Source organism: Paraburkholderia sp. 40 (assembly GCF_050434105.1).
GTDB lineage: Bacteria > Pseudomonadota > Gammaproteobacteria > Burkholderiales > Burkholderiaceae > Paraburkholderia > Paraburkholderia tuberum.
Genome location: NZ_JBNPVY010000004.1, coordinates 3,036,699 through 3,054,545, shown reverse-complemented (window position 1 = coordinate 3,054,545; position 17,847 = coordinate 3,036,699). Strand labels below are relative to the sequence as shown.

Genomic DNA, 17,847 nt, shown 5'->3' with positions numbered 1-17,847 from the left:
AGGCTCGTGTGAAGGCGGCATCGACATCGTTTGTGTCGCTTCGAAATTCATATCCCAGATTTGCGAAGTGATGAATGTGCGCGTCAGCACTTCGCCCTGCCGTTCGGTGAGTAACGGCAGTAAGGAAAACTCCTGTGCCGTCAGGTCGATGCGTACGTCTGTTCGCTTCACCCGCCGCATAGACCATTGTTCCCGTTGTCGGCCGTATCAACCGTGAAGCTCGCCTCAGCCAATCCCTTCCTGAGGTATGCGGCCATCTTAGGCTCGTCTTTCAATAATGAGTATGCGCATAAGTCAACGGGTCCCAACTTTCTCTTGGGACTCTAGCCAGCGTAAGCATCGGTCAACGGCCACAAGATGACGGCACCATGACACTTTGTTCGTCTTCGCGAGTGTGAAAAATCAGTCATCTTGCAGCCATCCCGGCGTCAGAACGCTTGGGGTAAGCTTCTGTCCGAAGCGTCGGACAGGTGCTTCTACTGAAGCTCGGACTCGTGCTCATTGCAGCTGCAGTTGGAGGTCATAACCGGGTCGTCGAAATGCCAAAACTGCTCGGAGCGTTGAACGGTTCGCGTTCTGTACCGGCGGGCCGCCCTTTGAAGCGCTTCGCACTTGTCCTTAAGGCTGAGTCAGTCGTGCTGACCGCCGTGCTCATTGTGGCTGCAGTTCTTGTTTCGAGCCCTTTACCAGGTACTTCTGCCTGGCAGGCGACCTTTCACCCCTCCACGCAGATGGTGGTGTCCCAGCGGCGAATCAGTGTTTTACGGAATGACTGCCGCCGCCGGGCGCTTCCATCCTTTACGGGCTCGACCACGCGTCGGGCCTTTTTTTCGCCTGCTCAAGGCGGACATAAGAGAAACGTGGGGCTCTGCGTGATGTAGCGACTATCTATTCCGCCCTCGAGCCAGAAGTAGCGCACCTCATCATTGGCATGTCATAGTGCCGGCATCTCAACTGCGGAGGCGGGAATGACCACCCTGGAATCCTTGAAAGCAAAAATCAAAAAACTCAAGGCGCAAGCTGACTCGCTCGCCGCGAAAAAGTCGAGTGCTGTTATCGAGAAGATTCGGGAATTGATGGGCGGTTTCAAGAGTGAAGCGCAACAGCGGGTTTAATGTTTAGAGCCTTGAGGTTGACTTGCTGAAGCAAGGGTCGCGGCGAAGACCTCGAACGGCGAATGGAAGGCATGAGTGGCACGAGGTCGGCTGTTCAGACTGTCGGCGATAGCGTCAAGTTCGTCCTGACTGTAGACCGAAAGGTCCGTGCCTTTGGGCAGATACTGGCGCAGCAGCCCGTTGGTGTTTTCGCAAGTGCCGCGTTGCCAGGGACTGTGCGGGTCGCAGAAGTACACCTTCACGCCGGTTGCGGCGGTGAGTTCTTGATGCCGCGACATTTCTTTGCCCTGGTCGTAGGTGAAGCTCTGCCGTAATGGCGCGACAATCGAATTGAGTTTGGCGGAGAAGCCGGCCAGCGCTGAAGCGGCGGTGGCATCTTCCATCCTGGCAAGCAGCACCAGACGGCTGGTCCGTTCGACCAGCACGCCTACCGAGGACTGGTTGCCGGCACCCTTGATGAAGTCGCCTTCCCAGTGCCCAGGCAGCAGTCGGTCTTCGATTTCGGGCGGCCGCACATGAATACTGACCATGTCGGGAATCTGTCCGCGCCGGTCTGTGCCCCGTGTACGCGGCATGCGCGTGCTGTGGCCATGGCGCAAGCACGCAATGAGCTGACGGCGCAGTTCGCCGCGCGGCTGGGCGTAGATAGCCGTGTAGATGGTTTCGTGCGAAACCTGCTGGGTCGGGTCGGTCGGATACATACGCTTCAGTGTGCCCGATATCTGCTGAGGTGACCATTTCCACTCGAGCAGAGTGAGAACGATGCGCCAGCAGACGCTTTGCAGGCAAAGCTTTGGGGGGCGGCGACCCGCGCTGCGGCGTGCGGCACTGAGCGCTTCAGCCGACACGGACGCGTAGCCAGCAGGCAAGCTGTTTCGCGCCAGTTCACGGCTAACGGTGGCTGGCGAGCGCCCGAGTATCCGGGCCATGGCCCGGATACTCGAACCCTGCAGATGCAGACTTGCAATGATCAGGCGCTCTTCAGGCTGAAGTTGTTGATACTGAGTTCTTTCGTGCATCGCAACACCTTATACGAAACAGGTGTTGCACTTCAGATTTGAGGCCGCCATGTCAAAGCACGGCCTGACGACTGCCGACATCGATGCGCATGTTGGTGGCAAAAAGCGTGGACCGAAGCCTGGCGCCAAATCTGCGGTCGTCGCGAAGGCGTCCGCAGCGAAGTGTCAGGACCCGAAGACAGGGGCTACATGGTCCGGACACGGACGCGCTCCGGGTTGGATTGCGAACGCGAAGGACCGCAGCAGATTCCTGATTGCAGGCGGCGCTGATGCAGTTGCCGCTGCAGGTGCAGCAGGTGCGAAGAAAGCCAAGACTGCGGTTAAGAAGGCTTCGTTGTCAGTCGGTGTCACTGCTGGCACGGGTCAGCCCAAAGGTCCGCAACCGGCGATGTACCGTGACCCCAAGTCGGGCACGACATGGAGTGGGCGAGGTCCGGCGCCGGCGTGGCTCGCTGGTGCCAAAGACCGGACACGGTTTTTGATTGATGGAGCCGGCGGAGCGGCCGATGCGAAACCGGCGGCCAAGAAGGCTGTTACGAAGAAGGGCGCGACTGCGAAGAAAACTGCTGCCAAGAAGGTCGCAGCGACAAAGACCGCTCCGACAAAGAAGGTTGCGGTGAAGAAAGTGCCTGCCAGGAAGGCCGTGCCCGCTCCGGTGGCCACAGTCGAGCCTAGCGCCGAGTTGACGACTTAAATGTAGTTGTCAGGTGCCCGGTGGAACAGCGACTTTTGGGTTCCACCGGGCACACCACGCCGACGACGTTTTATTGCGCCTGTACTGCTTGATGTTGGGCAGCTTGCTGTTGAGCCTGCTCTTGAGCGTGCTGCTTCGCAAGGTGCTTGCCGACCATGCAGCCACCGACTGCACCAACGACAGCGTGGTGCCCGGCGTAATGCCCGGCGACTCCGCCTACCACCGCGCCCTTGATGCAACCTGCGGCGTTTGCCGTGCCTGCTGTCGCGAAGACCAGCGTCGTTGCAATGAAGGCGGTTCTTATCGGGCTAGTTTTCATTCAAAAGTACTCTGAGGTCGGTTTTTTCGGATGTGGCGCCTTCAGGCGTCGTTTCAATACCCGCGCCAATCACGATGCTCGCGCCACTCGTGCTCACGCCATTCCTGGCGGTGCCATTCACGTTCACGCCACTCGCGACGTTCGCGCCATTCACGGGCTCGCCAGTCGCCACCACCGCCGTACGCGACGGCGACAGGTGCGGGAGCATACACGACGGGAGGTGGCGGTGCGTACACTGGCTCTGCAGGCGCATAGACGGCCCCGGGGATGCCCAATCCGATGGCGACGTCGACATGTGCCGATGCGGCTGTTGATGCTGCCAGCACTGCCAGACCGAGCGCTGCACTGAGAATCTTGATGTTCATCTTCGCTACTCCTCGCACATTGAGTGCAATGTCAGTGACTACGGTTCGGAGTGTAAGGAGCGATGTCGGACACATGTGAAACGGCGGCGCGAGATTGGTAACACGGCATTACCAGCGTCGGCGCACGGCGTGCGCGGTATCTCGTCAGGACCTGCAACTGCTCCGTGTGATGGTTGAGAACCAAGAAGCCAGCGCTCCGGGGCCCATCGAAGAGTTATTACTCCCGGGAACATGCCGCATCTTCCAAGGGTGGATTGGCCCGCTTCTGGGATGTGGGCGGTCGCACGCGCCTCAGGCGAATTCCAAAACTGGGAATAGGTGCCAGTCGCGATAGCAGCGGGCGCGAGCGTCGCCGCAGCAACGCAGGTCCAACTCTGTTCACATTTCCACTGCACCCTCAGTTCCTGCTTACCTCGAATCGGCGAGAACTGCTTCTTCTTATTCCGAGAGCTATACGAGACTATTAAGCATGAGATGGATTTCTGGGAGAGAAATCGTGGAACTTTTCCGCATGGTTTGCATGGTGTTGGCCGGCTTTTTTGGGGTACGCAAACGCGCTGCTTATGAGGCGGATTTGGCAAATGTCAACATGGTGCTGCTGCCGTTTGTCGCAATCGCACTCGCCTTGATGATTGGCTTGCTTATCTTTGGAGCCGTACATTTGACTGCCGACGTCACGAGTTCGATGCAAGGATTCTGATTGCAAGCGCGCTCATGCACGCGGATTGGACAAGGCAAAAACGCCGCAGAGCGCCTCGCGACGTAGACCCGGCCGTTGACGCTGCACTGGTGACACTAGCCGTGAATGGAAGGGTCGTCGAGGATTTCGGCGAGTCCGCGAATCGCGTTTTCGAAGCGCTCGTCCCAAGGATGGCCGAAATTGAGCCGGATGCAGTCTTGGAAGCCGTGCGTCGGTGAGAAAATTGGCCCCGGAGCGATGCTGATACCGCGCGCGCTCGCCAACGCGTGAAGCTCCATTGCTTTGACAGACTGCGGGAGCTGTAGCCACAGCATGTAGCCACCAGTCGGACGCACCCACCTAACGGTACTCGGCAGCCACTTATGCAGTGCCGTCTCCATTCGCTCGAGCTGCGACTGAAGCGACGAACGCAGCGAGCGCAAGTGTCTGTCGTATCCTCCGTGCTGCAGATAGTCGGCAACGCCTGCTTGCGCGGGAATGCACGCAGAAAGTGTTGTCATCAGCTTCAGCCGTCTGACTTTGTCAGCGAATCGGCCAGCCGCCGTCCACCCGACTCGATAGCCGGGCGCGAGTGTTTTTGAAAATGAACTGCAGTGCATGACAAGCCCCTGTGTATCGAACGCTTTGGCCGGCAGCGGACGGTCGCGGCTGAAATGAAGCTCCTGGTAGACGTCGTCTTCGATGAGCGGTACTTCGCGTCGACGCAGTAGTTCGACCAGAGCGCGCTTCTTGTCGGCCGACAAGGACGTGCCGGTCGGATTCTGGAAGTTGGGCATGAACCAGCACGCTCGAATGGGGTGCTGGTCAAGCGCACCTTGTAACGCTTCGAGGTCAAGGCCGGATACCGGGTCGACAGGTATCTCTATAGCTCGAAGGTCGAGCCGCTCAATTGCTTGCAGGGCGGCGTAAAAACCCGGGGACTCCACGGCTACAAGGTCTCCAGGCCGGGTGACGGCCATCAGACATAGATTCAACGCTTCGAGGGCGCCATTTGTAACGAGAATCTCGTTTGGCGACACGGACATGCCCGTTCCAACGTACCGAAGACTGATTTGCTGGCGGAGATGGTCGTTACCGGGCGGCAGGTCTTCCACCGTGTTCCATGGGGTGAGCGACCGGGTGCCGGAAACCAGTGACTTCAGAAGCCGTGCAGATGGAAAGAGCTGTGGAGCGGGGAACGCTGAACCCAACGGCACAATGTCCGCATGCCGGGCTGATTCGAGCACGGAGAACACCAAATCGCTGATGTCTACCTTCCTTGGTTCCGCTGCGAGTCCTTCTGCTCGAACCGTCTCGTTCACAGTGGCGCCCTGAGTGACGAAATACCCAGCACGCTCCTCGGCGCGCACGAGACCCCACTGCTCAAGGAGCGAGTAGGCGCGAAATACCGTCGACTGGCTCACGCCGTACTGCGCGATTAGGTGGCGAAGCGACGGAAGCTTGGCTCCGGCGGGAAGAAGGCCTTCCTGGATTTGCGTTGCCAGATTCTTCGCGATAGTCTCGTAGCGATTCATTGATTGCCCTTACCGTGTTCTTCGGTGACCGAACTCGCAGTGCACGGTTTCTCGCGCGATTCCCGATGTGTCTGCCGAGAGACTGTGCCGCAATACTACAGCTTCTGTTGATGAGCCAGCGACGACTGCGGTGGGGTCAGCAGCGATTGAGTGGGCGCTGCCAACCGAACTTGCCTGCTACGCAAACATCGGCGGCTTCTGCTTCTTTTCGGCGGAGGGCGAGGTGCCTATCGTAGCCACTGACGCCTTTCGGAGGGTTGCCTCCAACATCCCTTGCCTTCAATTACGTCGCGTAATACCGCGACGCGAGACGCTCCCTACTCATGTATCAGTACAACGAATTCGACAAAGCATTTGTCAAGAGCCGCGCGGCGCAGTTTCGGGACCAACTGGAACGCTGGGAAAGCGGCCGGTTGAGTGAAGACGACTTTCGTCCGCTGCGCCTGCAGAACGGCTGGTATGTACAGCGCCACGCGCCAATGTTGCGCGTCGCCGTGCCATATGGCGAACAAATTCAGCGCACTTCACGACACGAACCAACGTGCAGTTCAACTGGATTCCCTTGCGCAAGGCCGCTGATGTGATGGACCTGCTAGCGTCCGTCGACATGCATGGCATTCAAACCAGCGGTACCCAGATGCCCCGCGCACCTGACGTCGGGACGGCGACGACCGGCGAATTGACCCGACGTCCGTGCACGTCTTCCGAGTCAGCGATGAAGCTAGCCGCGTCGTAGAGCCTGGTCTGAAACAAAGGGTCAGCCGGATTACGTTCAAGTCGGCTATCTGTCGATGAGCTCATGCGCGCAATCGAGCGTACCGCGCGTAACGCGGGTGCCTCGAAGCGACTAAGGACACTGCCAGCAATCACGCGAGACCTCATGTTGGCGCTCGTGGCCACAAACGACAAACAGCGCTTTGCACTATCTCCGGATGGCCTGCGGATACGCGCGGCACAGGGCCACTCGATAGGCGTGGACCTTGGATATGCCGCAAAGGAACCGCCAGCTGTTCTCTATCACGGCACCGCCTGGAGTAACTGGACGAATATCGCCGTGGAAGGGTTGACGGCTCAAACTAGGCACGCAGTTCATCTGAGCACGGACGCCGATACGGCAACGCGGGTCGGTGCTCGCCACGGTCCGCCATTGGTACTGGTGGTCGATGCCGCGCAGATGCATGCGGACGGCCACGAATTCACTCGTTCGGATAATGGGGTGTGGCTTACTGCGCTCGTGCCGGCGGCATACCTCGCTCCTTTTGGGTCCTGGTTCCATGGGCGTGGGCCGAAACCATGAATGTGTGTGCTCGCGTCAAATACATCACGACCCAACGCATGCAAAAGCGCAAGCTGAGTCGTCAACGCGCGAAGGAGCTACTACTCGCTGACGCCGTTTCTGGCCTCAGCAATGCCAAGACTGGGCGCGTAATTAGCGAGGCCGAGTTTCGCCGACGCTTTCGACGATGAAGGACCTGCCTACATCGTGCGCCGCCTTTTTCGCCGCGAGGCTTGATGGCTCAGAGAGCGGCAGCGTCATACACGGATGTCATGCGGCGCCCCCTCGACGGGGCCTCGAATTGCTGAGGTACACAGCGTTGACGGAAGCTAGCGCAGCGTTGACACGCGCGACGGGACTCGTGGGCTTCCTTTGCTGCCCACTTTCAGAAACTTAGATGACAACCCTCAAGAACGTACGAAAGCTGTTGTTGTTGAGACTGGCTCGTTTCTGCGAATGCTCGTCGTGTCGGACAGTCTCGCAATCTCACCTCAAGTCAAGGACCTCGCCAACAAGCTGCTCCGGCGGACAGGTAGTTTGTCCCCATTGCCTTCGCATGCCAGGTTATCGGTCCACTCGTGCCAGCGACGAGCAGATTGATGTGCGACACCTCTTCGTGACTGACTGAGCTCACGGAAGGCGTCGTCGCAGGTGCCGAAAAAATCTTGACGAAGGTTGGTTCGGCATACGTCGCGATTGTCGACGCCCGAAAGCTGAATTACTACCACGCTCTCGAAGCCGAGCACGGTCGGCTCGTCCTGTTGCATGATGCCGAGGAGGGTATCAAGGCCGCGCTTGCGGACAAGGTGCAGTCCGAAGAAGAATTCCAGAAATCACTGCGGCGTTTTTCTCCCGGGAAGTGATGCGGGTCGATTTCGCGGAGTTCGAAAGGCTTGGGTTTTGTTATGGAGGTGCATGATGGGCTCAATTATTCGCACCGGTCGACACGGGCTGCCGGTGCACAGTTTCCGTATCCTTCTTTGAGGGCAGCACCGGTAACTTCGACGTGAGCCACCGCTGCCCCTGAAAGTGCAAGCGCGGTGGCTCCAAGGCCTAATGAAAGCGTCAGGTGTCTCGCTTAAACCTTGCCGAGTGCTGCATTCGAGCTGCATTAGCGTGCGGTGAGTGTGCAGGAGAGGGGGCTGCCGCGCCAGAGTGCGCATGAACGACCTCAAGGTATTCCAGCGGAACCCGCTCAAGCCGTTCAGGCCGCCGCTCACCATCCACCGGGAATTCGACGCTTACGTGCTTTCCCGTGGGCTCATGCGCTATGACCTGCCCGACCCGACCTCGAAACCGGCTTGCCGAACGGTCGTCGAGTGCACTCAGGCGAGCAGCAGTGAATATCACGGAAATCTTTTTTCTTATCTGGGACACAAGAAGCTCCTTAATTCCATTGTTCAGAGGATAGGAAACAGGCGTAGGTAACGCAAGAAAAAAAAGAGGTCCCCACCCAAGCCGCTTTGGCATACGGCGGCTCTCGTGAGGGTGACTTCTGCCTCCGCCGCCAAGGTACCGGGAGCACCAAGCGTTGCTGTAGGCACGGCAAAGCAAAAGAAATCGACAGCCCGCTGCACTGCAGGCCGCCGCGGAGCGCCAGCTATGCGAAGGGGCGTTGTGAGGGCGGCATTTTCGGATACGGAATGAGCGTCCGTTGTCTGTTCTATCGCCTGCCTGCCGTTGCAAAGCGACGAATCAGCGGCCCTAGGCACGGGTCTTGCGGCACTTCGTTCGTCAGCGGCAGTCGCTTTCACGACATCCCCTCTTCGGAGGTGAACCATGAAACTTAACGATAGGACGTTTTGCGCTTCGGCTCTCGTGATGGCGCTGGCGGCAATCACATACGCGTACGCTGGCGGCACTGCTGGCGGGACGTTAAGACCGGGGGTCGGTTCGATGACAGCCCCGAACGACAGTGGATACGGTTCGCCGGATGTCACACGCGGTGGCGTCGGTGCGATGCAGAGCAGCCCTCCGACCGGACGTTCTAACCGGGGGAAGGCCAATGGTCTGAATATGGGTACCCGTAGCGGCGCGAACAGCGACGTGAACAGACCACGGTACGGCCCAAAAGAAAACAGCCAGTAGTGGAAACAGCGGACTGCACGCGGCGTTAACATCGCGACAGGCTCACTCGACAAGCAACTAGCGCATGCCTGCAGGCTCGGTGAACGCGTGGACCAGTCGACGGCTTCGTCCCACGGAAGAGTCGTCAAATTTGTCGCCGGTTCGTTTCACGAGACAGACTTCGTCGTTGACGATGATGTCGCCAAGGCTGAGCCGGGGCGCGCTGGTGACCTTGAGTCTGGCAGAAACGTCGCGACGGCATCGGTCAGGTCGTCGGCTTTGGCTCGGGCCAAGGCCAACCCTTCCGCTCGCCGGGCACATCCCGCTCAGGGGACGACGCGACCCCGACTCGATTCACTTCCTCCACGGCATCGTGCAACGGTTCGGCCCCCGCCTCCTTCCTCATCCCGGGAAGCCCGTCCCCGAACCACTTCACCTTCTTCCGGAGGTGACCGACATACGAGTTCCAGCCGTCAGGGTTGCCGTCAAAGAGCTCGTGCTGAACGGTTGACGCCAGAGCTTTCCGGTTGAGCTCCGTATCAAGCAGCTCCTTTGGCCACAGGAAGAACGCGCTGGCGACGCCCGCGCTGAACTCGGCCACCGTCATCTTCGGCCCAAGCGCCTGGAGGAAGCGGAAATCCTGTGACAAGTTCTGCTCCTTCGCGAGCTGCACCACCAGCGCCTCCGGCCGACCTGTCCTGGCTAAACAGCTCAAAACTTCGAGCCTGTCGCCGAGGTGAAGCAGCAGTTCGCGTCGGTCAAATCGGTCGTCCATTGCAGCTATCTCCGCTCGTTGCGTGCCTGGCTGGAAACGGTCTGTTCCGGCGCAACACCGTCGACGAGTTCCCCTTCCCATGTCGGCCTCCATCGCGAACTATGCTCCATGCTCCGTAGCGCAAAAGAAGCGCCAGGCCGACACTCTTTCCGTGCATCGCCTCCATGTCGACGAGGTATATCTTTTGCGCCTTAAGTTATTTTGAACCCATCACCCACAAGGGTGACGGTTTATGAAGGTCATTCTCGCGCGAACGAGTGCGAGCGTTTGCGTAGACTGCACAGCTTCGGCATCCCCGACACGCCAACGGAGTCGTCGTTTGATGCGATAACGCGCCTGGCGGCAATGTCGTTGCGTGCTCCGATTGCGCTCATCATCGACGAAAAACCGATAGTCGCGCATGTCGGCCTGGGCGATGCAGCCACTGTCCGAATTGGCACAGAATACTGCGAGCGAGCCGTCACGTGCATCCTGCAAGAAGGGGGCGCTCCTGTGCGCAGGCACGTCGACCTCAATCACGTACCGCGCTGAGTCTTTCGCCAGATTGGATGCTAGGTCGGTACGTGTCGTTCGTGGGTAAGGGAAGCTGTCTCGCCGTGCATCGTCGTGCATAACTGGGGCCTTGTATGGCGCGCCGCTGTATGCAACGCAAAGCACAAACTGACGTTGCTTGAGGTTGACCCGGTTCGACGGACGGATTTGCAGCCTGCGATTTGATGCGATCTAACCTCCGTTGAGTGTTGAGTCGCGGGTTGTCCACGGGCGGGCGGCGGGTCGCCTCTCACGACCATGACGCTGCCCGCCGGTGGACAACCCGCAAGGCGATACGGTTTGCCTTTTAACGTTGAGGTTTTCGAATTCAAGCGGCGAACGATAGCCAATGCCGCTGTGTAAGCGGCGTACGTTGTACCAGCCCTCCAGGAACCAGAAGATGCGTTGCCGGGCCTGTTCACGAGTCGCAAAGAGTTCTCGCGAGAGTAGCTCCGCTTCAAGCGTGCCGAAGAACGATTCGCACATCGCGTTGTCGTACGCGTCGCCGGCCGTCCCCATCGACGGTTGCACACCGGCTTCGCGGCAGCGCCGTCCGAATGCAATAGAGGTGTATTGGCATCCCTGGTCCGAATGTAGAATTACGCCCTCGTGGCGTCGCTGCAGCAACGCCATATCGAGTGCGCGCAGCATCAGTTCGGTGTACAGATGGCTTGACATCGCCCAGCCTACAATTCGGCGACTGAACACGTCGAGGACTACGGCCAGATACAGAAACCCCTCGCCAGTCGGGATGTAGGTGGCGTCCGCCACCCACAGCATGTTTGTCGCCTCCGCGCAGAAGTGCCGACGCACCAGATCCGGAGCGCGCCGAGCCCCCGCGCGTTGCCGCGTGGTGTGTGGCCAGCGCCGCCGGCTCGCACCATGCAGGCCGGCCAGGTGCATCAGACGTGCGACCCGCTTGCATCCCACATGCACGCCTTCCCACGCGAGCTGCGCATGGATACGTGGCGCCCCATATGTGCCGCGTGAATTCGCATGCAGCGTGCGGATGCGCTCGAGCAGTTGCGCATCGCTACACGAGCGTTTCGATGGCTCACGCACCAGCCATGCGTAGTAGCCGCTCGCGGAGACCCTGAGCAGCCGTGCCATCGTGGCAATGGGCCACCTGGCCCGGTTCGCTCTCATGAATCCGTACCGCCCTTCGGCGGAACGGCTCCCGTCTCCCTCGCGAACCAGGCCGCGGCCTGCGAGAGAATGTCCCTTTCCATCTTCAGTTGCCGGTTCTCGCGACGCAACCGTGTGAGTTCCTGCCGCTCGGCCGTGGTCAGCCCGTCGTGACGCACACCCGCATCGCGATCGGCCTGCGCGACCCAGTTGTTGATCGTCTGTTCGGTCGGCTCGAACTCGCGCGCCAGATCCTCAGGCGTTCTTCCGGCCTTAACCAGCTCGACCATGTGAGCCCGGAATTCCACAGGGTATGGGGTACGATGCCTGCCCATTTTCGACACCTCCTGATCAAAAGCATAGGTGTCCGTTTTCGCGGGTCAACTTCAGCTCGCGTTCCCGGGACCAAGCCTTGCTGCACCGCTGATTCCTGCCCTGTGGCGTGTCGTTCAGGTTCCTTGAAGTGGCTTCACGGACCACTCGCCACGTTACCCAGATGGAGGTTGCAATGAGCAGTCTTTCCAGCAAACAGGCGGTGGCTTCGCAGAGAGCCAGTTTGGAAACCGTGTCCGATGTATGGACCAAGGCATTCGGCTGCATCGAAAAGCTGACTGAGCTGAACCTGCGGGCGGCTAAATCGACGCTCTCCGAAAATCAGGCAATCATCAGCACGGCGTTGTCAGCCAAAGACCCGCAGGAGCTGTTCGCATTGCAGGCAAAGCGCGCGCAAGCCGCCATGGAAGAAGCACAGTCCTACTGGCGGCATGTGTACAACATCATGTTCAGTGCACAGGCCGAACTGGCCGCGAGCGCCGAGGCCCAATTCAGGCAGCAACAGCAGAATACGCAAGCGTTTGTCGATACGGTCGCAAGCAATGCACCGGTGGGAAGCGAACCCGCTATGAACGCGTTGCAATCAGCTGTTAGGTCCGCCAGCGAGACGACGAGCGCAACGATTGAAGCCGGAAAAAAGGCCGCTGCACAGACACTGGAGATTGCCGGAAACAACGTTGACGCAGCAGCTTCCGCCTCAAACAGGGCGACCAGACAGGCCGTTGAACAAGTCACGGCTGCCACAAAAAAATAAGTGTTAATGGACGTGCCTTGTCAATGCCGAAAACGGCTTGACTCTCATGCCTTCGGCCCCGGTGTTCACATCGGAACAGTCGCGCATGGGCGGCGTGGGCACCGCGTTTGGGCGTGAGCGTCCGGAGCCCGTTGGCGGCTTCAGTCGCTGGATGAAAAGAATCTCCTGTCGCAGCTCGCTAGCGTGTTCGTGCGATATACGTCCGATAACGCAATCCAGCGCATGAGCCCTCAGCATCTCGACGAGATATTCCGTGTGCCCGTCCTGCAGTGCCGGCTAGGGCGGCACCGGAATCGGCACGCCGAACGCGAGTGGCGCGGCGGACACGATGTCTGGCGCGTCCGGCTCTAAAACGATGGGTCACTCTGGCAGCAAGTCGCGAAAAAGCAGATGCAGAAAAAAGGGGCGAAGGGCTCGCCGGCCTCCAGTAGTGAAATGAAAAAACCTACTAGGGGTGAGTTCCGGCAGTACGCCCACCATGGCGCTTTCGCCGTCTTCGCGGCGAGCGCGATACAGATTGAAGTGCCGATTATTCGCGCGCGTCTGGTGGTTAAGGAAAGCAATGCGCCTATGCCACCGAAGCAAGCCATAGTGGCATAGGCGATGGAGCGGCAGATAAGCCCTCCGCCCGGGACAGCTCACCGATAATGTTCAATGCTCGCTCGGCCGGACATTGGGGTCAGTTTCCATCATTTCCTGTGTTGCTGACCAGTACGGCTGCCGGTTGTAGTAGCTGTACGTTGACTCTCCCCATTTCGCATCTGCCATGGCGGGCCAGTGGTCCTTGTCGAAGCCCGGGTCGTCCTTGAGGCGCTGTGCGGTGATGTCGACGAAGAAACACTTCTGGTCCGTATCGAGGGTCAGCGCACTCCATGGGATGGCATGCAGGTTAGACCCCATCCCAAGAAAACCGCCTTCAGACAGCACCGCATACGCGATGCGTCCGTTGCGGACATCAAGCATGATGTCTGAAATCTTTCCCACGTGTTCGCCGTCTGAAGACATCACCTTGGTCCCGTCGAGCGTCGCGGCAGCCATGACGTCTGGTCCCGGTCCGTCGCCAACACCACCGCCCACGATATTCGCTCCGCCTCGGGCAGCACCTTGCGGGTTGATTGAGCCCATGATTCACCTCCATCGAAAATGGTGCCTCCGTAACGAGCAAGCAGCATACCTCCGCAGGCGGGTGCCGACGCGAACTTCGGCACATGGCGCCCTCAAGAGAAGACGCGAGGCGCTCTCGGAATGCCGTTCGTTCACCGGTTACGCCCAATACCTTGAGGGCATCGGGGCCCAACGCGCGGGCGCCGGAGCCGGCACATTGACGCGCTTTTTGGAACAGCACAAACGCCGGGCCAGGAGCGAGCTGACGGCAGACTCAAGGGCTTTCAGGTCGACGGGCTTGCAGAAGAACATGTTCCACAGCGCGGACCTATCTTTGGGCGGCAACTCGCCAGATGTCATCAGCACCGGAATCTGCGCAAGTGAAGGGTAAAATTTCAGCCGCTCGCAGAGGGCGATGCCGTCCATTCCCGGCATGTTCCAGTCGGTGATAATCAAATCAGGCAGATGGCGCCCCGCCAACGCCAGCGCCGGTTCACCGCTATCCGCGAGCAGCACGCGGTGACCACTTCGCTCGAAAACCAGCTGAAGCATCCACAGTGATTCACCGTCATCGTCGACCAGGAGAATGAGAGCCATAGCGCAGCAACCCAGGGACATATCGATTTTGCGCATTAAGCATGCCGCCTTGCACAACCGCCGGCCTGCGCCCTCGAAGACGCTTTGTTGTTCCTCGTACTCGGCGGCCGTGCGCTGAGGGCGGCGCTCTATCGTCAGTGCATTCGGCGTTTTATCGGGAGCGTGACGACGCTGTCGCCGAGGGCGAGGCTGGAGCGCCCTAGGACCATACGCGTTCCAGCCGTCAGGGTTGCCGCCAGAGCTTTCCGGCGAGTCCGGTGGCATGCGGCGCCTGCTGCCAGTTCAGCGACGCGTGCCGGCTCGTGCGACGCCGCCGGAGTCGAGATGCACCGGGAGTAAGTCGTTCAACTACATCCGCGTTCGAAATTTCAAGGTCAGAATTGACGTTGCTTCAAACGAGAAATAACTTCGGTGTGGCGAGCGTATTGAGGGGACAATGCCAAAGAGACGCGAGCATGCAGGCTAGGCGACCGGTCGCTCATCGTCGGCCTGTTCAACCGATGTGCGGCTCGAAAACCGTCGGTATTCTAGCCGGTGCGGCTCGGTGTCAGATTCCAGTCACCCGGAGGCATACGAACCAGGACGATTGTCGCGCATCGCCACCGCTGCATTTCAAAGCCAGCCGGAGGCGGAATCATCCGCCGCACCGACATTTGGGTGGGCCAGTAGGTCAGGGGAAGCTAACGCCGCTCGGGGCCGTTGATTCCGCACGGTGTATCCACATCGCCGACGGCGGCCCACGGGACACTGCTTCGGCGCGACGCATCCAGCTCATGCCCTTTACTGCCAGCCCGGATGGGCCCACCGCAAATCGGGCGAGCCTCGGGTCTGGTTGCGCACGCGGATATATACCCGTCACGGTGCCTTTTCGTCCGGCGGCTGGTCGCCGGGAGACGGCTCCGGAGGCGTCTCCTCGTCGGGAACGTCTTCGTCCGGTTCTGTTCCTGGAACGTCGCTGTCTGTCTGCGTTCCAGCATTCTCGTCCGGCCCGATTTTTGTCGCTCCACCGGTCGACGGCGGGTCGCTCGCAGCGAACGTATCTTCGACAGCTGTATCGACGTCCTTTTCCGATTTGTCGTCGGCCGCGCGTTGCTCGGTAGGATGGGTAGCCATTTCCAACTCCTGATGGTTTGTGTTCCGAGAGGCCGCAACGGCTGTTCCTGAAGCGGCATCAGCCTGCGCGGCAAGAAGGCGAGCGATGGTAGCGCCGCGCCAACAGCGCAAATCAGCGCAGACCCTCCGTGCGGGGAAGAACCGTCAATGCATTGGCATTCCAAAAAAACCGGACCTCCAGGGGAGCAAATCCGCTCCGTCCGGTCGTATCCGTTGTGAGTTGTCCTCTGACCGAATGTTCTTCAATGGGAAGGGGCATCCCGTAGCCACACTTGTTTCGGCTTTCCAGAAACTGGTTTTCCGGTGCTAAGCTTGCAAAAAAAGCCGGGAGGATAGCGACTGACCTCCGACCGGTGGCTTGTGCAGCCGTAATCAGAAGCCGCGCGACCTCCGGCCCGCCGGCTACGAGGAGAAGTTCATGGCAGCGCGCTCAATCGCATCGTTGACGCTTTCCTTCGGCCTGGTTTCCATCCCGGTCAAACTGTACTCGGCCACGGAGAGTGCCTCAGGGGTTGGCTTCAATCTCCTGACGCCAGCAGGCGGGCGGGTGAAGCAGCAGTACATCTCTGAGGCGACAGGCGAGGTGGTGGCTCGCGCCGACATGAAGAAGGGTTACGAGTTTGAGAAGGGACAGTTCGTCGTCTTCGCTGCAGACGAGTTGAAGGCGCTTGAAGAGGGTGCTACGCACGTTGTAGAAATTGTCTCCTTCGTGCCGGAAAAATCGGTCGACCCGCTCTACTACGACAAGGCGTATTTCATTGCGCCGGACAAACGGGGTGGCAAACCCTACAGTCTGCTGCAGCAGGCGATGCGCCAAAGCGAACGGTGTGCACTCGCCAAATGGTCGTACAAAGGCAAAACCCGCATCGTCCAGATACGGCCCGCTGAAGACGGTATGGTTTTCCAGCAGCTGCTGTTCGCAGATGAGGTGCGTGCATTGAGCGATTTGCATATCGAGCAGGCGCCCGTAACCGCCACGGAACTCAAGCTTGCGCTGCAAATCATCGACCAGGTCTCCGAAGACGCGTACGACCCGTCGGCTTATGAGGACGAGGAGAAAAAGCGGATTCTCGAGGCCATCGACCGGAAAATCGCGGGCGAGCAGATTGTGTCTCCAGAGGAGTCCACGAGTGAGTCGGGCGGCCAGGTAATTGACCTGATGGAAGCGCTTCGGGCGAGTCTCAGCGCCAACAAGGCGAAACGGAACGTACCGGCGAAGACGGCGCCGGCCAGGACGACGGCAACGAAGAAGACCACCGCCGCTGACGTCGAAGTGTTGGCAGCCAAACCAAGGCGCCCTGTCAAACGAGCCACACCGAAAGCCGACATCAAGGAGGCGCCACCGGCAAAGGTTCGAGCACGCAAGTGAACAGACCGAATCAGTCAAACGATTATTCGTTGCGCAGCCTTCAATCGCTGCTGGGGGTCTCGCGTCGGGTGCTGTCTGGGCTGATTGAAGCCGGATTCGTTCACCCGGCGCGCGGTCGCAGAAACGAGCTTCGATTCTCTTTCCAGGATGTCGTGGTCCTGCGCACAGCGTTTCAGTTGCAATCAGCCAAAGTCTCAACACGGAAGATTCTGAGGGCGCTTGCCAAGCTGAAAGCCGAACTTCCTGACGAGCTTCCGCTTTCTGGAATTCGAATCACATCGGTAGGCGAGACGGTGGCTGTCAGGTCAGGACAGGCCCAATGGGACGCCGCTTCCGGCCAGCACCTGCTCGACTTCGAGGTCGCACCTATTAGAGGCGAGGTCGCTTTCCTCGACTCGGCACCGCGAAACCAGACGAGTCGCGAACGGCAAGCGGAGGAGTGGTTTGCGCTCGCGGAACAACTGACGGGAACCGATGCTGTCGGCGCAGAACAGGCTTACCGGAAAGTATTGGAGCTCGCGCCATCACCGCATTACCACGCTTATACCAATCTTGGCGTATTGCTCTGCGAGGCAGAAACCCGCTGCGACGAGGCGTTGTCAGTTTTTGACGGGGCGTTACAACATTTCCCCGATGACGCGTTACTGCACTTCAATCGGGCAGTCGTTCTCGAAGAGCTAAGACGTTACGACGCTGCGGAAACATCCTATCAACGATGCATTGAACTTGACCCAACGCATGCCGACGCTCATTTCAACCTCGCCAGATTGAGCGAGATTCGTGGCGACAAGCAAGGCCTCGTCCGGCATCTCAGCGCTTATCGTCGGCTCGTCGGCTGAACTGGACTTCGCCGCCAATTCGTGTGTTTCAGAGCACGACGTTCGACCAATCAACTCGTACATGAGGATGCTGAAACTCGCGGCATGTCCGGACGACGGCCTGATGCGAACAGGTACAAAGCTGCAGCTGCCGCTTCCGCATCGTGCACGTGGCGCAAACGCTCTGTCGAAGTTCATCGACGCGACTTGTCCTCCACCCACGTTTTACTTGTCCTCCACCCACGCGCAACTTGTCCTC

General features: G+C 59.4%; 18 protein-coding genes and 4 pseudogenes. 12 read left to right on the top strand and 10 right to left on the bottom strand.

From position 1 onward, the window contains the following. Positions 1-4: 4 nt before the first annotated feature. Positions 5-177, bottom strand: a pseudogene (locus OKW28_RS36090) (winged helix-turn-helix domain-containing protein); the annotation flags it as partial. A gap of 287 nt (positions 178-464) precedes the next feature. Between OKW28_RS36090 and OKW28_RS36085 the strand changes: the two are divergent. Beyond that, positions 465-698, top strand: a pseudogene (locus OKW28_RS36085) (CopD family protein); the annotation flags it as partial. A gap of 270 nt (positions 699-968) precedes the next feature. Next, a complete protein-coding gene (locus tag OKW28_RS36080) occupies positions 969-1,115 on the top strand; it encodes a hypothetical protein (RefSeq protein WP_429452546.1) in 147 nt (48 codons plus the stop codon). Here the strand turns inward: OKW28_RS36080 and OKW28_RS36075 are convergent. Beyond that, a complete protein-coding gene (locus OKW28_RS36075; protein ID WP_429448106.1) occupies positions 1,112-2,134 on the bottom strand; it encodes an IS30 family transposase in 1,023 nt (340 codons plus the stop codon). The two genes, OKW28_RS36080 and OKW28_RS36075, sit on opposite strands and share 4 nt — an antisense overlap. A 49-nt stretch (positions 2,135-2,183) precedes the next feature. On the opposite strand from OKW28_RS36075, the gene OKW28_RS36070 reads away from it, so the two are divergent. Further along, a complete protein-coding gene (locus tag OKW28_RS36070) occupies positions 2,184-2,828 on the top strand; it encodes an H-NS family nucleoid-associated regulatory protein (protein WP_429452544.1) in 645 nt (214 codons plus the stop codon). A 70-nt stretch (positions 2,829-2,898) separates the two neighbouring features. On the opposite strand, the gene OKW28_RS36065 is transcribed toward OKW28_RS36070, so the two are convergent. After that, positions 2,899-3,147 carry a hypothetical protein gene (locus OKW28_RS36065; RefSeq protein ID WP_429452542.1) on the bottom strand — a complete coding sequence of 83 codons (249 nt, stop codon included), beginning with the start codon at positions 3,145-3,147 and terminating at the stop codon, positions 2,899-2,901. Positions 3,148-3,200: 53 nt separating this feature from the next. Further along, complete coding sequence (locus tag OKW28_RS36060; RefSeq protein WP_429452541.1) at positions 3,201-3,512, bottom strand: hypothetical protein; 312 nt, start codon at positions 3,510-3,512, stop codon at positions 3,201-3,203. Positions 3,513-4,008: 496 nt separating this feature from the next. Between OKW28_RS36060 and OKW28_RS36055 the strand changes: the two genes are divergently transcribed. Continuing rightward, positions 4,009-4,212, top strand: a complete 204-nt coding sequence (locus tag OKW28_RS36055; RefSeq protein ID WP_429452539.1) for a DUF2970 domain-containing protein — start codon at positions 4,009-4,011, stop codon at positions 4,210-4,212. Between the two features lie 95 nt (positions 4,213-4,307). On the opposite strand, the gene OKW28_RS36050 is transcribed toward OKW28_RS36055, so the two are convergent. Next, a complete protein-coding gene (locus tag OKW28_RS36050) occupies positions 4,308-5,726 on the bottom strand; it encodes a PLP-dependent aminotransferase family protein (protein ID WP_429452538.1) in 1,419 nt (472 codons plus the stop codon). A gap of 323 nt (positions 5,727-6,049) precedes the next feature. Between OKW28_RS36050 and OKW28_RS36045 the strand changes: the two are divergent. The 4 genes and pseudogenes from OKW28_RS36045 to OKW28_RS36030 all read left to right on the top strand — a co-directional run. Next, a pseudogene (locus tag OKW28_RS36045) lies at positions 6,050-6,357 on the top strand (nitrite reductase); the annotation flags it as partial. A 168-nt stretch (positions 6,358-6,525) separates the two neighbouring features. Continuing rightward, the gene (locus OKW28_RS36040) at positions 6,526-7,023 is read left to right on the top strand and encodes an RNA 2'-phosphotransferase (protein ID WP_429452537.1); all 498 of its coding nucleotides are present in this window, start codon (positions 6,526-6,528) and stop codon (positions 7,021-7,023) included. Positions 7,024-7,667: 644 nt separating this feature from the next. Continuing rightward, positions 7,668-7,865: a hypothetical protein gene (locus tag OKW28_RS36035; RefSeq protein WP_429452535.1), complete on the top strand. Its 198-nt coding sequence runs from the start codon at positions 7,668-7,670 to the stop codon at positions 7,863-7,865. 298 nt (positions 7,866-8,163) lie between these two features. Next, positions 8,164-8,430 (top strand): hypothetical protein, encoded by a 267-nt coding sequence (locus OKW28_RS36030; protein ID WP_429448844.1) that lies wholly within the window; start codon positions 8,164-8,166, stop codon positions 8,428-8,430. A gap of 904 nt (positions 8,431-9,334) precedes the next feature. Here OKW28_RS36030 and OKW28_RS36025 read toward each other — a convergent pair. Both OKW28_RS36025 and OKW28_RS36020 read right to left on the bottom strand, forming a co-directional pair. Further along, positions 9,335-9,844, bottom strand: a complete 510-nt coding sequence (locus OKW28_RS36025) for a hypothetical protein (protein WP_429452533.1) — start codon at positions 9,842-9,844, stop codon at positions 9,335-9,337. Between the two features lie 852 nt (positions 9,845-10,696). Then, a pseudogene (locus tag OKW28_RS36020) lies at positions 10,697-11,835 on the bottom strand (IS3 family transposase); the annotation flags it as partial. A gap of 173 nt (positions 11,836-12,008) precedes the next feature. On the opposite strand from OKW28_RS36020, the gene OKW28_RS36015 reads away from it, so the two are divergent. Beyond that, positions 12,009-12,587 (top strand): phasin family protein, encoded by a 579-nt coding sequence (locus OKW28_RS36015; RefSeq protein WP_429452531.1) that lies wholly within the window; start codon positions 12,009-12,011, stop codon positions 12,585-12,587. A gap of 390 nt (positions 12,588-12,977) precedes the next feature. Beyond that, a complete protein-coding gene (locus tag OKW28_RS36010; protein ID WP_429452529.1) occupies positions 12,978-13,187 on the top strand; it encodes a hypothetical protein in 210 nt (69 codons plus the stop codon). Positions 13,188-13,238: 51 nt separating this feature from the next. Here the strand turns inward: OKW28_RS36010 and OKW28_RS36005 are convergent, their stop codons facing one another. From OKW28_RS36005 to OKW28_RS35995, 3 genes are all read right to left on the bottom strand, one after another. Next, positions 13,239-13,712 carry a PRC-barrel domain-containing protein gene (locus tag OKW28_RS36005; RefSeq protein WP_429452527.1) on the bottom strand — a complete coding sequence of 158 codons (474 nt, stop codon included), beginning with the start codon at positions 13,710-13,712 and terminating at the stop codon, positions 13,239-13,241. 138 nt (positions 13,713-13,850) lie between these two features. After that, positions 13,851-14,324, bottom strand: a complete 474-nt coding sequence (locus tag OKW28_RS36000) for a response regulator (RefSeq protein ID WP_429452525.1) — start codon at positions 14,322-14,324, stop codon at positions 13,851-13,853. 819 nt (positions 14,325-15,143) lie between these two features. Beyond that, entirely contained in the window at positions 15,144-15,401 is a 258-nt protein-coding gene (locus OKW28_RS35995; RefSeq protein WP_429452523.1) for a hypothetical protein, read from the bottom strand. A 418-nt stretch (positions 15,402-15,819) separates the two neighbouring features. On the opposite strand from OKW28_RS35995, the gene OKW28_RS35990 reads away from it, so the two are divergent. Together OKW28_RS35990 and OKW28_RS35985 are read left to right on the top strand one after the other, a co-directional pair. After that, complete coding sequence (locus tag OKW28_RS35990) at positions 15,820-16,770, top strand: Ku protein (protein WP_429452521.1); 951 nt, start codon at positions 15,820-15,822, stop codon at positions 16,768-16,770. After that, positions 16,767-17,609 carry a tetratricopeptide repeat protein gene (locus OKW28_RS35985; protein WP_429452519.1) on the top strand — a complete coding sequence of 281 codons (843 nt, stop codon included), beginning with the start codon at positions 16,767-16,769 and terminating at the stop codon, positions 17,607-17,609. Before OKW28_RS35990 ends, OKW28_RS35985 begins: the two co-directional genes overlap by 4 nt. Positions 17,610-17,847: the final 238 nt, after the last annotated feature.

Bases quoted from the DNA above. Each gene is read 5' to 3' on its own strand.
- OKW28_RS36080 (WP_429452546.1), top strand. From the start codon at position 969: ATGACCACCCTGGAATCCTTGAAAGCAAAAATCAAAAAACTCAAGGCG.
- OKW28_RS36075 (WP_429448106.1), bottom strand. From the start codon at position 2,134: ATGCACGAAAGAACTCAGTATCAACAACTTCAGCCTGAAGAGCGCCTG.
- OKW28_RS36070 (WP_429452544.1), top strand. From the start codon at position 2,184: ATGTCAAAGCACGGCCTGACGACTGCCGACATCGATGCGCATGTTGGT.
- OKW28_RS36065 (WP_429452542.1), bottom strand. From the start codon at position 3,147: ATGAAAACTAGCCCGATAAGAACCGCCTTCATTGCAACGACGCTGGTC.
- OKW28_RS36060 (WP_429452541.1), bottom strand. From the start codon at position 3,512: ATGAACATCAAGATTCTCAGTGCAGCGCTCGGTCTGGCAGTGCTGGCA.
- OKW28_RS36050 (WP_429452538.1), bottom strand. From the start codon at position 5,726: ATGAATCGCTACGAGACTATCGCGAAGAATCTGGCAACGCAAATCCAG.
- OKW28_RS36040 (WP_429452537.1), top strand. From the start codon at position 6,526: ATGCGCGCAATCGAGCGTACCGCGCGTAACGCGGGTGCCTCGAAGCGA.
- OKW28_RS36030 (WP_429448844.1), top strand. From the start codon at position 8,164: ATGAACGACCTCAAGGTATTCCAGCGGAACCCGCTCAAGCCGTTCAGG.
- OKW28_RS36025 (WP_429452533.1), bottom strand. From the start codon at position 9,844: ATGGACGACCGATTTGACCGACGCGAACTGCTGCTTCACCTCGGCGAC.
- OKW28_RS36015 (WP_429452531.1), top strand. From the start codon at position 12,009: ATGAGCAGTCTTTCCAGCAAACAGGCGGTGGCTTCGCAGAGAGCCAGT.
- OKW28_RS36010 (WP_429452529.1), top strand. From the start codon at position 12,978: ATGCAGAAAAAAGGGGCGAAGGGCTCGCCGGCCTCCAGTAGTGAAATG.
- OKW28_RS36005 (WP_429452527.1), bottom strand. From the start codon at position 13,712: ATGGGCTCAATCAACCCGCAAGGTGCTGCCCGAGGCGGAGCGAATATC.
- OKW28_RS36000 (WP_429452525.1), bottom strand. From the start codon at position 14,324: ATGCGCAAAATCGATATGTCCCTGGGTTGCTGCGCTATGGCTCTCATT.
- OKW28_RS35995 (WP_429452523.1), bottom strand. From the start codon at position 15,401: ATGGCTACCCATCCTACCGAGCAACGCGCGGCCGACGACAAATCGGAA.
- OKW28_RS35990 (WP_429452521.1), top strand. From the start codon at position 15,820: ATGGCAGCGCGCTCAATCGCATCGTTGACGCTTTCCTTCGGCCTGGTT.